10 protein-coding genes are annotated in these 14,704 nt (G+C 70.3%); 2 read left to right on the plus strand and 8 right to left on the minus strand.

The features are described 5' to 3' along the window. Window positions 1-18 precede the first annotated feature (18 nt). The 5 genes from AB0Q90_RS37940 to AB0Q90_RS37960 form a co-directional block, all read right to left on the minus strand. Window positions 19-1,602 (minus strand): LCP family protein, encoded by a 1,584-nt coding sequence (locus AB0Q90_RS37940; protein WP_363164935.1) that lies wholly within the window; start codon window positions 1,600-1,602, stop codon window positions 19-21. Between the two features lie 99 nt (window positions 1,603-1,701). Next, on the minus strand, window positions 1,702-3,405 hold the full coding sequence (locus AB0Q90_RS37945; protein ID WP_363164936.1) for an LCP family protein: 1,704 nt from the start codon (window positions 3,403-3,405) through the stop codon (window positions 1,702-1,704). A gap of 217 nt (window positions 3,406-3,622) precedes the next feature. Then, a complete protein-coding gene (locus AB0Q90_RS37950; protein ID WP_363164937.1) occupies window positions 3,623-5,371 on the minus strand; it encodes an LCP family protein in 1,749 nt (582 codons plus the stop codon). Window positions 5,372-5,624: 253 nt separating this feature from the next. After that, window positions 5,625-6,770 (minus strand): LCP family protein, encoded by a 1,146-nt coding sequence (locus AB0Q90_RS37955; RefSeq protein ID WP_363164947.1) that lies wholly within the window; start codon window positions 6,768-6,770, stop codon window positions 5,625-5,627. 479 nt (window positions 6,771-7,249) lie between these two features. Next, on the minus strand, window positions 7,250-8,005 hold the full coding sequence (locus tag AB0Q90_RS37960; protein ID WP_363164938.1) for a TIGR03089 family protein: 756 nt from the start codon (window positions 8,003-8,005) through the stop codon (window positions 7,250-7,252). 129 nt (window positions 8,006-8,134) lie between these two features. Here AB0Q90_RS37960 and AB0Q90_RS37965 point away from each other — a divergent pair, with 129 nt between their 5' ends. After that, window positions 8,135-9,640, plus strand: coding sequence for an N-acetylmuramoyl-L-alanine amidase (locus AB0Q90_RS37965; RefSeq protein WP_363164939.1), 1,506 nt, complete (start codon window positions 8,135-8,137; stop codon window positions 9,638-9,640). A gap of 190 nt (window positions 9,641-9,830) precedes the next feature. Further along, on the plus strand, window positions 9,831-10,913 hold the full coding sequence (locus tag AB0Q90_RS37970) for an NDP-sugar synthase (protein ID WP_363164940.1): 1,083 nt from the start codon (window positions 9,831-9,833) through the stop codon (window positions 10,911-10,913). A 396-nt stretch (window positions 10,914-11,309) separates the two neighbouring features. On the opposite strand, the gene AB0Q90_RS37975 is transcribed toward AB0Q90_RS37970, so the two are convergent. The 3 genes from AB0Q90_RS37975 to cofD all read right to left on the minus strand — a co-directional run bounded on the left by AB0Q90_RS37975 (window position 11,310) and on the right by cofD (window position 14,678). Then, entirely contained in the window at window positions 11,310-12,338 is a 1,029-nt protein-coding gene (locus AB0Q90_RS37975; RefSeq protein WP_363165957.1) for a DNA-3-methyladenine glycosylase 2 family protein, read from the minus strand. Between the two features lie 70 nt (window positions 12,339-12,408). Continuing rightward, the gene (locus AB0Q90_RS37980; protein ID WP_363165958.1) at window positions 12,409-13,722 is read right to left on the minus strand and encodes a coenzyme F420-0:L-glutamate ligase; all 1,314 of its coding nucleotides are present in this window, start codon (window positions 13,720-13,722) and stop codon (window positions 12,409-12,411) included. Further along, entirely contained in the window at window positions 13,719-14,678 is a 960-nt protein-coding gene (gene cofD / locus AB0Q90_RS37985) for a 2-phospho-L-lactate transferase (protein ID WP_363165959.1), read from the minus strand. The genes AB0Q90_RS37980 and cofD overlap by 4 nt, the downstream gene beginning before the upstream one ends. Window positions 14,679-14,704: the final 26 nt, after the last annotated feature.

The following is a 14,704-nucleotide window of genomic DNA, read 5'->3' on the forward strand; positions in this document are numbered from 1 at the left end:
CGGAACCCGGCCTGCCTGCTACCAGGTGAAGGCCGGGTTCACGTGCATACAGGCGGTGTCGTCCGCGCCGTTGAGCGTCTTGAGGCTGCCGGGCGTCTTGTCGCTCTTCTTGGGCGCCTTGTACGCCGTACCCTCGCGCCAGTCCGCGCCGACGACGAGCGTCACCCCGGTGACCGCCGTGGAGCGCTTGACCGAACTCAGCGGAATGCCCAGGGCCTTGGCGACCCGCTGGGCGTCACCCTCCAGCTCGGCGCTCGGGTACCGGACGATCGTCCGGTCCTCGCTGAGGATCGTGGACTGGTCGGCGGCCGCCTGGGTGAAGCCCTCCTGCTGGAGCAGCCCGGTCACGGTCGTCGCGCGCCCCTGGGCCGCGCCCAGCGCATCGGTGCTGGTGCCGTTCTGGACCTGTACGGCGATCTCGCCGTCGGGCGCCGCCGGGTCGTCCGAGAGCTTCTCCTCGGTCGACTTCTTCTTCTTGTCCTTGCCGTCCAGCGAGATGTCCTCGCGCACCAGCCGGAAGAGCTGCTCGGCGTCCTCGGTGGGCTCCACGTGCACGCCCACGTACCGGTTGGGCATCGTGGCCATCGTGATGCGCTTCGGGTTCACCTTGCGCAGCTCGTTGCTGAGGTCGAAGAGCTTCTTGACGTCGTCCAGACCGGGGTCGACCGTGAGCGCGTCGGTGGCCTCCTCGGCGAGCCTGCGCAGCTTCAGCGGGTTGCCGAGCGTGGCGTTCTCGCGCAGCTGCCGGACCATCGAGCTCATGTACATGTGCTGGGCCTTGGCGCGGGCGAGGTCGCTGCCGTCCTCGAAGCCGTAGCGGGTGCGCAGCCACTGCAGGGCCTGCTCGCCCTTGATCGGGTGCGTGCCCTCCTCCATCTTCAGGCCGGAGCCGTGGCCCTCGCTGTCGCGCGACTTGATGTTGGCGTCCACGCACACCGGGACGCCGCCGATGGCGTCCGCCATCGACACCACGCCCGTGAAGTCGACCATGATGAAGTGGTCGATGTGGACGCCGGTGAGCTCCTGCCAGGTGGCCACCGTGCAGCCCGGGCCGCCGTTGCGCAGGCTCAGGTTCGTCGTCACCCGCCCGTTGCTCGCCGGGAACGCCTCGTCGTCGTCCGGGTCGGTGCACTTGGGGATCTGGACGAGGGTGTCGCGCGGCATGGTGATGACGGACATGTTGGAGCGGTCGGCCGACAGGTGCAGCAGCATCTGCACGTCCGCGCGCGGCGGCGTGTTGAAGGTCTCCTTCGCGCCGCCGAGCTTCTGGTTCTCCTCGGTGTCGCGCGCGTCCGAGCCGATGAGCAGGATGTTCATCGGGGTCTGGCCGGCCGCGTTCGGCGTCGGCGCGGCGACCTTGCTGTCGCCCAGGTTCAGGTCGTCGTGCTTGATGTTGCCGTTCAGATGACGGTAGTAGAGGTAACCGGCGCCGGCCGTGCCCACTATCAGCACCGCGAGGACCGAAGCGGTCCATCTCAACGCCCGGCGACCGCGCCGCGCCCCGCCTCTGCGGTGCCCGCCGTGGCCCTCCCTGCCGTCGACCGTCCCCGCACCGCCCCCCTCGGCGGCCGGTTCGGCCTCCCGCACACTGCTCTGCGTCACTTCTTCTGCCCCTCCCCACCCTTGCCCCGCACGCCATGGAACAGGCCCGCCGCACGTACTGTCAGACGCACGACAGGCCCGTCAGGACGCGTCACACACTCAGCCGGAGCACTCCACCTTGTCGGCCGTGGACTTCGGAACGTCCGGCGTCTCCGCCGACGCGGAGTCGAGCTTCACGCCCGCCCCCTTGAAGTCCTTGCCCAGGACCAGCGTCATCGTCGGCAGTCCCTGGGCGTTGATCACGCTCTCGCCCGGCTTCATCGCGGACCCCGACAACCCCATGATCTCCGCGAGCCTGCGTGCCTGATCGGCCTGGTCGGGAGCGTACTCCAGGGTCGTCTTCGCCTGCGTGGCGTCCGCGTTGCCGGCGTTCTCGGACTTGGTGACGCCCGCCGTCAGCTGCAGCCAGTTGAGCTGGTCCTGCGCGCTGCCGTCCTGCGCGCCGCCGTTGAGGACGCGCACCCGCACCTCGGAGGCGTCGGCCTTGGGGCCCTTCAGACGGGCGGCGACGGCGGCCTTCTCCTTCTTCTGCTGCGCCTTGACCTCGGTGAACGACACATCGTTCTTGATCATGCTGAAGACCTGGGGGGCCGTCTCCTTCTTCAGGACGACGGTCACCTTCACCGTCTCGGCCGGGTTGTCGACCACCGGGACCGTGGCGAAGGTGATGTTCTTCGTCGGGACCTTCTTCAGCTCCAGGGCGAGGTCCTTGAGCGTGCTCGCCTTGCCTATGGCCTTGTCCACGGTCAGCGCGTCGGTGGCGGCCTCGGCCAGCTTTATCAGCTTCCTGGGGCTGGTGAGCGTGTCGCTGGAGGAGATCTTGCGCATCAGCGAGCCCAGGAACTGCTGCTGCGCCTTGATCCGGTCCAGGTCGCCGCTGTTGCCGAAGCTCTTGCGGGTGCGGAGGAAGGCGAGCGCCTTCTCGCCCTGGATCGTCGACTCGCCCTTGGGCAGCTGGAGTTTGGAGTCGTCGTCGTCGATGGCGCGCGTCAGGCACACCTTCACACCGTCGACGGCGGAGGTGAGGGTCTTCACGGCGTTGAAGTCGGCCATCACGAAGTGGTCGACCTGGATCCCGCTGAACGCCTTGACCGTCTCCATGGTGCAGCCCGGGTTACGGCCGTTCTGGCCGAGGCTGTTGTTGAACTTGTCGCCGGTCTTGCCCGGGATGACCTTCTCGGTGCCGTCCTCCTGCTTGACCGTGCACTCCGGGATGTCGACGATCAGGTCGCGCGGGATGGAGAGCGCGGTGGCGTTGGAGCGGTCCTTGGCGACGTGCAGCAGGATCGTGGTGTCCGCGTGGCCGACGCTGCCGGTGTCGCCGTAGCTCTCGTTGCCCTCACCGGTGCGCTTGTCGGTGCCGATGATGAGGATGTTGAAGGCCTCGTCCTTGCGGAAGCTGCTGGCGCCCGCGTCGCCCACGTCGATCGTGTCGACGTTGCCCTCCAGGTGCCTGACGTAGAGGTAGGCGCCGGTGGCCGCCGCGACGAGTACGAAAGCCATCGTGCCGCCGGTCCACAACAGGGCCTTCTTCGCCTTCGACTTCGGCTTCCCGGGCCGTCGCCCGCGCCGCCCCGGCGGCGGCTCCTCGGGCACGGCCCGGCGTCTGCGCGGCGCCGGGACCTCACGGCCGGGAGCAGCCGTACGGCCGCGGGGCGGGCCCATGCGGCGCGGGCTGGGAACCGGGGGCGACTGCGGTGCGGAATGGGGCAGTCGCAGTTCGTATTCGCCGGTGTCCGGATTGAGTACCCACTGGTCTGCGGGGTCGATGTTGTCCGCCCGCCCACGGCCTTGCGCGTCCACCGTTGTCCGAATCCTCCGTCGGGAAGCGCCGCGTGGATTCGCCGCGCGGCCCGATGCACCGGATCGCTCACACTATCCGCACACTTCCCCGTCGAGCGACGTCGGTGAGGAATTCCACGTCCGTACAACCGAATCGGGCACGCCTACAACCGGTCAATTCGTGGCAATTCCTTGAACTGACCGGTCCCGTCAGGTCACTTGGCGCGCCCGGCTCGCATCACTGGGCGCACTCGACCTTGTCCGCGGTGGACTTCTGAACCCCTTCCGGAGTCTTCCCCGAGGAACCGGTCAGCGACACCCCGGCACCCTTGAAGTCCTTGCCGAGGGTCAGCGTCATCGTGGGCAGGCCCTGGGAGTTGGTCACGCTCTCGCCCGGCTTCATCGCGGACCCGGAAAGACCCAGAATGGCCGCCAGCCGGCGCGCCTGGTCCGCCTGGTCCGGGTCGTACTCCAGGGTCGTCTTCGCCTGCGCGGCGTCCGCGTTGCCCGCGTTCTCGGACTTGGTGACGCCTTCCTCCGTCTGGAGCCAGTTGAGCGTCTCCTGGGCGCTGCCGGCCTCCGCGCCGCCGTTGAGGATGCGCACGCGCACCTCGGAGGCATCGGACTTGGTGCCCTTCAGGCGGGCGGCGATGGCGGCCTTCTCCTTCTTCTGCTGCGCCTTGACCTCGGTGAACGAGACATCGTTCTTGATCATGTCGAAGACCTCGGGAGCCGAGGTCTCGTTGACGACGACCGTCGACTTCACCGTCTCGGCCGGGTTGTCGATCACCGGCACCGTGGTGAACGTCAGGTTCTTGGTGTTGAGCTTGCCCAGCTCCAGACCCAGGTCCTTCAGCTTGCCGATGCTGTCGAGCTGGGAGTCGACGGTGAGCGCCTTCGTGCCCGCCTCCGCCAGCTTTATCATCTTCGACGGGCTGGTCAGGGTGTCGTTCGACTTCAGCTTGCGCATCAGCGAACTGAGGAACTGCTGCTGGAGCTCGATCCGGCTCAGGTCACCGCCGAAGCCCACCGAGTGCCGGGTGCGCAGGAACGCCAGCGCCTGCTCGCCCTCGATGGTGTGCGTGCCCTTGGACAGCTTCAGATGCGAGTCCGGGTCGTCGATGTCCTTGGCCAGACACACCTCGACCCCGCCGACCGCGCTGGTCAGTGTCTTGACCGCGTTGAAGTCGGCGACCATGAAGTTGTCCGGGGTGATCCCGGTCAGCTCGGTCACGGTCCGCATGGTGCAGCTGGGGGTACGGCCGTCCTGGCCGAGGCTGGTGTTGAAGCGGACGCCGCTCGACCCCGCAATCGTCTTCTTCGAACCGTCGTCCTGCGTCGTGGGACAGTCCGGAATGTCTACGACGAGGTCGCGCGGGATGCTCAGCGCGGTGGCGTTCGACCGGTCCTTGGAGACGTGCAGCAGGATCGTGGTGTCCGCGTGCCCCACGCTGCCGGCGTCGCCGTAGCCCTCGTTGCCCGAGCCGGTGCGCTTGTCGGTGCCGATGATCAGGATGTTGATGGCCTCGTCCTTCTTGAAGCCACCGGTGCTCGCGCCGTCCTCGGGGATGGAGTCGATGTTGTCGTTGAGGTGCTGCAGGTAGAGATACCCGGCCCCCGCGGTGGCGATCAGCAGGAACGCCATGCTCCCGCCCGTCCACAGCAGGAACTTCTTGGCCTTCGACTTCTTCTTCGCGGGCCGGTGCCCGCGCCGCCCCGGCGGCGGCTCCTCGGGCGCGCCGCGCCGCCTGCGCGGCGGGGGGACCTCACGGCCGGGCACCTCACGCGTCTCCCGCCCCGGCGCGGCCGTACGGGCCCGAGGCGCTCGCGCGGCGGCGGCCCGGGAGGCGGCTCTACGAGGGCTAGGAACGGCCGACTGCGCTGCGGATGGAGTCAGTCGCAGTTCGTATTCGCCGGTGTTCGGATTGAGTACCCACTGGTCTGCGGGGTCGATGTTGTCCGCCCGCCCACGGCCTTGCGAGTCCACGGTTGTCCGATCCTCCGTCGGGGCCACGCGGCGCCTTCCCCCTCCAAGGCGCTCGGGTCTCGGTCAAACAGTGCGCGACCCACGACGTCCCTGGGCGGAACCTCATGGTCCGGGTGCACCGGGTCGCTCACACTATCCGCCCAGTTCAGCGTCGGGCGACGGCGGTGACAAATTCCACGTCCCTACAACAGGTCAATCCGCCCCATTTCCTGGAAGCGCTGTCCGTCGCCTTGGTGTGCGCTTGGCGTGTGCTTTACCCGCAGGAGTCCTCGGCGGCGGTGTTCCCGCGGAATGTGGGCGCGGGGGAGGAGTCGGACCCGACTTTGCCGCCGTACGCGGAGTAGCCGCCCGACTCCATATCGCTTTCCCCCCTCGAACCTCCGTATGAATCCCCATGCCCCTTTGCGGTGGAATCCCGTGGAACCTCCTCGGTGACTTCCACCGGCGCGTCGGTCCGCAGCCGTTCGAACAGTTTCTCCGCCTCCGGCTCCACGAGCTGGTCGCGATTGGCGTTGTAGACGTAGGACTCACGAGGAACGGTAAGAAATTGCACACGTTCGGTGGGGATGTCGCGCAGGCCGCGGACGAGATCGTACAAACCGCGCAGACTGGCCAGATCCGGATCGGTGGTCAGCGAGGACGTCGCGGCATCCAGCACGGGATACAGCTTCACCGGGTTCAGCAGTACGTCGTTGCTCTGCACCTTGTTGACGAGCGCGCCGAGGAACCGCTGCTGGCGGTCCATCCGGTCGGTGTCACTGCCGTTGCCGATCGACTTACGGGCCCGCACATACCCGAGCGCCTGCTCCCCGTTGAGCTTCACGCGTCCCGCGGGCAGCCTGAGCTTGGCGGCACGGTCATTGATGGGTCTGTCGAGACAGACCTCGACCCCGTCCACGGCATCGACCATCTCCTTGAACCCACGAAAGTCGACGACCATGTGGTGATCGATCCGAACGCCGGTCAGCCTCTCGACGGTTCGAATCGTGCAGGCCGAACCCCCCATCTGGAACGCGTAGTTGAACATCGCGAACATCGGCTCGGTCCGACTGCCGTCCGGCCGCAGACACCCCGGCACGTCCACCATCAGATCCCGGGGCAGCGAAACAGCGGTGGCGCTGCGCCGCCCCGCCGCCAGATGCAGAAGAATCGTGGTGTCGGACCGCTCGGTCCCGGAATCCCGCCCGTACCGCCGGTTCCCGTCCCCGGACCGCGAGTCCGACCCGATCAGCAGAATGTTCTGCGCCCCCTTCACGAGCGAAGTCGGCCGCTCCCCCTCATACCGCGCAAGCTCGGCCGCGGCAGCGTCATCGGGCGTGATGTTGGAATCCAACTTCGCATAAACGGCCCACCCGGCCCCAGCAGCCCCCACCAGCACCACGGCGACCCCGATCCCCACCCCCCGAACCCACCGCCGCCGACGCCGCCGTATCAGCCCCACCCCACTGGCAACCGCCCCACCTGCGGTGTCGCTCACGTCTGAGTCCACCCCTCATGGCGTACGGGCCAATGTCTCCCTTACGACGATGACGCGGATGGGCGGTGGGGGGTGGGTGGTGGTGGGCTGAATGGGGGAGGGGAGGCGTTTGTCGGGGGACTTCTCGGCGCTGGTCGGTATTCCCAGCCCGCCCGGCGTTCGAGGCCGAACCCGCAACCATCCCAAGCCCCCACCCACCCGCCAGGGGCGCAGCCCCGGGCCGGGCACGTCTGGGCGTCGGCCGCTACTTCCAGCCCGTCCGGCGTTTGAGGACGAGGCCGTTCAGGCCGATGGGGTCCAGGGGCGGAGCCCCTGGCGGGGTCGAAGGGGCGGAGCCCCTGGAGGACGGGACGGGTAGGGGCGGCGGGGGCGAGGAAAAACAACCCGGCGCCCCCGGAGGGTCACCGCGCGGTAGCCGTAACCCGCTCACTCTCAATCCGCTTGGCCAACGCCTCCTCGCCCAACACCTCAAGGTGCCGGCACAGCACCACAGACCCCCCGGTCGCCAACGCCGCGTACAACCCGGCGCTCAGCCCCTCCCACGTATCGAACCCCAACCCGGAAAGAATCCGCGCCCCAGGCCCGGTAAGCCCCAGCCCCACAGCCTCCTCCCGCGCCCGCTCAACCACCTCGGCCCCACTGAACGACCGCCCGGCCACAATCAACGCGACCCCGTCAGGATCCACCGGCGCGTACGCCGCGAACCGGTCCCCCTGACTCGGCACCTCGACGGCATAGTCCACAAACCCGTCCGGCGGCTGCGGAAACCGCCCACCCAACGGCCGCAACGCAAGCGCAACCCGCTCCCCACCACACGCCCGCGCCGCATCCAACGTGTCCGGCCCACTCACCACCACATCGGCCGCCCCCGCGTCCCCCGCCACATCCGCGACGACCCCCACCGACGAACACGCCAGCAGCCACACCGCCGTCTGCCAGTGCGCGGGCAGCAGCAGCGCCACCCGATCCCCGGGCCCGGCCCCGAGATCGTCCTGGAGCAGGTTCGCGGTCTTGGCCACCCAATTGGCGAAGGTGGCCACGGACAATTCGACACGCTCCCCGGTGGCATCGTCGTAGAAGGTCACCAGGGGACGTCCGGGATCCGCGGCAAGCGCGGAACGCAGCAGGTCGGCAGGGGTGCGATCAGTGGCGTTCACCCGCGTTAGCGTACGCGCGCACCCCTTCGCCCACCGCCCCCGGGCGCCACCGGTTCGGAGGAACCCCGCCCGACACCCCGTCAGTTCCCCAATGGACAGATATGTATGACTATGTCCAACATCAGGAACATGCGTGGATTCCTTGCTTCCTCGATCGGCGTCACATGCGCGGCCGCCCTCGCCCTCCCCCTGACCCCACCCCCTGCCGCGGCGACCACGAGACCGGCGCCGACGGCGGAAGCGGCCACGACCGCCGGACGCACCACCGAACCGCACACCGCACCAAACACCACACCGCACACCGCACCCCACACCGAGCCGGACCTCGCAGGCAACACCCAGTCCCTCCCCCTGGCCCCCCTCCCCGGCACCCGCTCCCGCGGCTCCACCACCCCCGCCGAACCCACCGATCCCACCGACCCCCCCGACCAGGGCCTGCCCCGCAGTGACGTGCACCGTTTCTCCCTCGTCGGCGTCATCTGGGACGACCCGGACACCGAACTGCACGGCACCGTCCAGGTCCGCACCCGCGCGGTCGACACGGGCACCTGGTCCGGCTGGCAGGACATCGAGACGCACAACGGCGAGCACGCCGCCGACCCGGACACCACCGAGCGCAACTCCTCCCGCGTACGCGGCTCCACGACCCCGCTGTGGGTGGGCGACTCGGACGGCGTGGAGGTACGGGTCCGCTCGGCGGACGCCGCCCACCACCACGTAGAGGAAACGGGCCGCGGCACCCGCACGGTGCCGCCGACCGCCGTACTCCCCACAGGCCTGCGCCTCGAACTCGTCGACCCCGGCGAGGCGGAGCCCGCACAGCGCCCGGCGCCGCTGACCCGCGGCACCCGCGTCGACACACCCGCCGGCACCGCCCTGACCGCCGAGGCAGCCGCCGCCTCCGCCGCCAACGCCGAACTCGCCCCGCTGGGCGCCCTGGAGATCCCCGAACTGGGCGAGGAGCAGACCCGCAAGGAACTGCTCGCGCTGCGCGCCGACGAACTGACCGCGGAACAGCGGGCGAAGCCGTACATCGGCCCGCGCCCGCGCATCGTCACGCGCCGCGGCTGGGGCGCCAACGAGACATGGCGCGAGAAGAAGTTCGTCTACACGAAGAAGGTGAAGGCGGCCTTCGTGCACCACACGGCGTCCGGCAACGGGTACAAGTGCGCGCAGGCACCCTCCGTCATCCGCGGTATCTACCGCTACCACGTCATGAGCATGGGCTGGCGCGACATCGGCTACAACTTCCTCGTCGACAAGTGCGGAAACATCTACGAGGGCCGGGCCGGGGGCGTGGCGAAGCCGGTCCTCGGTGCCCACACCCTCGGTTTCAACACCCACAGCATGGGGATCGCCCTCCTCGGCAGCTACGGCTGGACCAAGCCGTCCGGCGCCGCCGTGAAGGCCGTCTCGCGGCTCACGGCCTGGAAGCTCGGTCTCTTCGGCGCCAATCCGCGCGGAAAGACATACCTGAAGTCCGGAGGTGGCAATCTCTACCGAAAAGGTAGGAACGTACGACTGAATGTGATCTCAGGCCATCGGGACGGCTTCGCCACGGAGTGCCCGGGCCGACAGCTCTACGGCAAGCTCGGCACCGCCCGCTCGACGGCGGCCCGCTACCAGGGCCGCTGACCCGGGGAGGCGCCGAGGGCCGCACAGACCACATTCACCGCCATCGGGGGCACAGGGCGGAACACCGGAGGAACTGAACACACCCGCACTGCCGTCGAAGGCACCGCACAACGGTCTGCAAAAACGGTCTGCATACACTGGCCCGCCGAAAGACAGTTCGGCCGGTCCCGGCAGGAAGCGGAGACGACAGGTGACAGAAGCGATCCTCCTGGTCGGCGGCAAGGGCACGCGGCTGCGACCGCTCACCGTGCACACGCCCAAGCCCATGGTCCGGGCGGCCGGGGTCCCCTTCCTCACCCACCAGCTCGCGAGAGCGAGAGCGGCGGGCGTCGACCACATCGTCCTGGCGACGTCCTATCTGGCGGAGGTCTTCGAGCCGTACTTCGGCGACGGTTCGGCGCTCGGACTGCACCTGGAGTACGTCACGGAGAAGGAGCCGCTCGGCACCGGCGGCGCCCTCCGCAACGTCGCCTCCCGCCTGCACGCGGGCCCCGACGACCCCGTCCTGATCTTCAACGGCGACATCCTGACGGGCCTGGACATCCGGGCCCTGGTCGACACCCACGAGCGCACCGCCGCGGACGTCTCCCTGCACCTGACGAAGGTGACCGACCCGAGGGCGTACGGCCTGGTCCCCACCGACGAGACCGGCAGGGTCACCGCCTTCCTGGAGAAGCCGCAGACCCCTGAAGAGATCGTCACCGACCAGATCAACGCCGGCGCGTACGTCTTCCGCCGCTCGGTCATCGACACCATCCCGGCGGGCCGCCCGGTCTCGGTCGAACGCGAGACCTTCCCCGACCTCCTCTCGGCCGGGGCCCACCTCCAGGGCATGGTCGACTCCACGTACTGGCTCGACCTGGGCACCCCCGCGGCCTTCGTCCGCGGCTCGGCGGACCTCGTCCTCGGCCGGGCCCCGTCCCCCGCGGTCCCCGGCCGCTGCGGCGACCGCCTGATCCTCCCCACGGCCAGGGTCGCCCCGGACGCCAAACTCACCGGCGGCACGGTCGTCGGCGAGGGCGCCTTCGTAGCCGAGGGCGCCCGAGTCTTCGGCTCCACCATCCTCCCCGGCGCGGTCATCGAACCCGGCGCCGTCATCACCGACTCCCTCATCGGCACCCGAGCCCGAGTAGGCGAACGCTCCATCCTCACCGGCACAGTCATCGGCGACGGCGCCGTAATCGGCCCCGACAACGAACTCAAAGACGGCGCAAGGGTGTGGTGCGACGCCCAAATCCCAGCGAGAGCATTGCGCTTCTCCTCGGACCAGTAGACAGCCACAGCCAGACACAGCCCCGTCCGGCGTTCGAGGCCGAGCCCGCAACCATCCCAAGCCCCCGCAGGGGGCGTGGCCCCAGGGCGGGCACATCTCCCAGCGCCGGTGCGCATCATCCAGCCCGTCCGGCGTTTGAGGACGAGGCCGTTCAGGCCGACGGGGTCCAGGGGCGGTGCCCCTGGTGGGGTGCAGGGGCGGAGCCCCGCGGGGGTTCAGGGGGGCGGAGCCCCCGAGGGTTTCCGGGGACGGTGCCCCTGGTGGGGTGCAGGGGCGGAGCCCCGCGGGGGTTCAGGGGGCGGAGCCCCCTGGGCGGGGTCGAAGGGGCGGCAGCCCCTGGAGGACGGGACGGGTAGGGGCGGCGGGGGCGAAAAACACCCCGCCACCCACCCCCCGTCACAACCGCCCGATATCCCCCCGCGGCATCCGCGGCGCCCGCCGCCCCGGCACCCGCCCGCTCAGCAGAATCAACCGAGCCGCCCGATGCCGCTGCCCGGCATACGGCTCCAACAACGACAGCATCACGGAGTCATCCGCATCCCGATCCCCCGCAAGCGCCCACCCCACAATCCCCGGCAGATGCAGATCCCCCACGGTCACCGCATCCGCCGCCCCATGACTCCGCTGCACAACCTCCGCCGACGTCCACGGCCCCACCCCCGCCACAACCTCCAACCGAGCCTGCGCCTCCGCAGGAGACATCCCCACCGCCTCCTCCATCCGCGAAGCGACCCGCACAGCCCGCAGAATCGTCGACGCCCGCTTGTTGTCGACCCCGGCCCGATGCCACTCCCACGACGGAATCAGCGCCCACGTCCGCGCATCCGGCATCACCCACATCCGCCCGGCCACGGGCCCCGGCGCCGCCTCCCCGAACTTCCGCACCAGCAACCGCCACGCCCGATACGCCTCATCGGTCGTGACCTTCTGCTCCAGAATCGACGGAATCAACGACTCCAGCACCAGCCCGGTCCGCGTCAGCCGCAGCCCCGGCCGCCGATGCCGCGCCTGCGCCACCACCCGATGCCGCGGCGCGAAGACGGACGGATCGTCCGCGGCCCCCAGCAACTCGGGCAACTGCTCCAACAGCCACTCCGCCCCCGGACCCCACGCCTCCCCGCGCACGGCCCCGCCCTGCGCGACGACACGCAGCGTCCCGGGCCCGACGGGCGTCCGGCTGGCCCGCCACACGGACCCGTCCGGCATCGCCCGGAAGGTCGGATCCCCGGGCCCCCGCCGCAGCGGCCCCAGCACCAGCCCGAGATCCAGCGCCCCGTCCGGCACGAACATCCGCACCCGCCCCGCCCCCACGGACGCCGACGGCGCCACCCCACCGCGCGCCCCGCCGGAGGCCCCCGCGGGCACCCCGACATGCCCCCCGCGCACAGTCGTACGCGTGGGCCGCGGAGCAAAACGTCCAGCCACGAATGAGGTCCTAGCGAGGTCCTGGAGAGACGGAAGGAGCTCTACGAGGGTAGGCGGAACCCGCCGCACATCACCGCACCTCGATGAAAGCCCCCGCATCCCGCTCCGCCCGCGCCCGCGGCTCCTCTGCCGGATGCCCGACCGCCACGGCCCCCATCGGATCCCAGTCCTCCGGCAGCCCCAGCACCTCCCGCACGACATCCCGGCAGAACATCGTCGACGACACCCACGCCGACCCCAGCCGCTCCCCGGCAAGCGCCACCAGGAAGTTCTGTACGCCGGCCCCGGCGGCCACCACGAACATCTCCCGCTCGGCCCCGTCCCGCCGCGGATCCCCGTACGTGTGCGACCCGTCCATGACGAGGCACGGCACCACCAGATACGGCGCGTTGCGCAGCACATCGCCGCGCCGCACCCGCTTGGCGATCGACTCCTCCGACTTCCCGTCCCGTCGCAGATCCGCGATCCACGCGTCCCGCATCGCGTCCAGCAGCCGGACCCGCGCCTCCTCGGACTCCAGCAGCACGAACCGCCACGGCGTCGTGTGGTGCGGCGCCGGGGCCGTCACGGCCGCGGCCACCGCCCGCCGCACCGCCCCGGCGTCGACGGGCTCGTCGGTGAAGGCCCGTACGGTACGGCGCTGGGTGACCGCCAGCCGTACCGCCTCCGAGGTCCCCAGCCGGAACATGTCGTCAGGCCCGCCGCGGACCATGGCCCGGGCCCCCTCGCCGTCGTCCTCGGCCACCACATGCGGCAGCCCGCGCACGACGGCTACGGGCAGCCCGGCGGCCTTGCCCTTCACCAGGTCACCGGCCGCGGCCAGTTCGTCAGCGGTGGCGACGACGGTCGCGCTGAGCGGATTGCCGTACGCGTCCGTGCCCCCGCGCAGATCGTCGAGCACGCGCACACCGGCGGCGCCGATCGCCACGTCCGTGAGCCCTGAGCGCCACGGCCGCCCGAAGGTGTCGGTCACCACGACGCCCACCTTGACGCCGAGCGCGTCCCGCAGCCCGTCGCGGATCGCGCGCGCGGAGGCGTCCGGGTCCTCGGGCAGCAACAGCACGGTCCCCGAAGGGGTGTTGGAGGCGTCGACCCCGGCGGCGGCCATGACCAGCCCCTGCCGGTTCTCCACGATCCGCAGCGTCCCGCGCCGGGCCACCACCCGTACGGTCTCGGCGTCGATCGCGGCCTCCCGGTCGGCGGCCTCGACGATCCGGCCCTCCGCCTTGGACACGATCTTGGAGGTGACCAGCAGGACGTCCCCGTCGACGAGCCCCGGCTCGGCGGCGGCGATCAGCTTGGCGAGGTCGTCGCCCCGCTGCACCTCGGGGAGCCCGGGCACGGCCCAGACCCGGTAGCCCTCGGCAGACGTGTCGTCGCTCAAGCCCCCCGCACCTCCTCCGCCAGCGTCAGCGCCTCCCGTGCCATCCGCGCCGTCGCATCGAGGTCGGTCATCATCAGCGGCACGGCCCGGCACCGGATGCCGGCCGCCTCGATCCGCTCCACGGACGGGGCGTCCACGGTGTCGACGAGCCAGCCGTCGAGCAGGCCCGAGCCGTAGTGCTCGGCGACGGCGGCGGCCGTGGACTCCACGCCGACCGCCGCGAGCACCTTGTCGGCCATCCCGCGCACGGGCGCGTCCCCGACGATGGGGGACAGGCCCACCACGGGCACCCCCGCATCGGCGATGGCCTCGCGGATGCCGGGCACGGCGAGGATCGTGCCGACTGACACCACGGGGTTGGAGGGCGGGAAGAGGACGACGTCCGCCTCGGCGATCGCCTCCAGGACGCCCGGCGCCGGCTTGGCCTGCTCGGCGCCGACGGGCACGACGGCCTCGGCCGGCACGGAGGCCCGCAGCCGTACCCAGTACTCCTGGAAGTGGATGGCCTTGCGCTCGCCGTCGATCTCGACGGCGACATGCGTCTCGACCCGGTCGTCGGTCATCGGGATCAGTCGTACGCCCGGCTTCCACCGGTCGCACAGCGCCTCCGTGACCGCGCTCAGCGGGTAGCCGGCGCTGATCATCTGGGTCCGCACGATGTGCGTGGCGAAGTCCCGGTCGCCCAGCCCGAACCACCCGGGCCCGACGCCGTACGCCGCGAGCTCCTCCTTGAGATGGAAGGTCTCCTCGGCCCGCCCCCAGCCCTGCTCCTCGTTGATGCCGCCGCCGAGCGTGTACATCACCGTGTCGAGGTCCGGGCAGACCTTCAGCCCGAAGAGGTGAATGTCGTCGCCGGTGTTGCCGATGACCGTGACGTCCGCGTCCGGCGCGGCCTGCTTCAGACCACGCAGGAACCGGGCACCACCGATGCCGCCTGCCAGAACCACAATGCGCATGGGCCAAGTCTGGCAGGCGGGTACGA

It is taken from the genome of Streptomyces sp. NPDC079141, assembly GCF_040686775.1.
Lineage (GTDB): Bacteria > Actinomycetota > Actinomycetes > Streptomycetales > Streptomycetaceae > Streptomyces.

Bases quoted from the DNA above. Each gene is read 5' to 3' on its own strand.
- AB0Q90_RS37965 (WP_363164939.1), top strand. From the start codon at position 8,135: ATGCGTGGATTCCTTGCTTCCTCGATCGGCGTCACATGCGCGGCCGCC.
- cofD (WP_363165959.1), bottom strand. From the start codon at position 14,678: ATGCGCATTGTGGTTCTGGCAGGCGGCATCGGTGGTGCCCGGTTCCTG.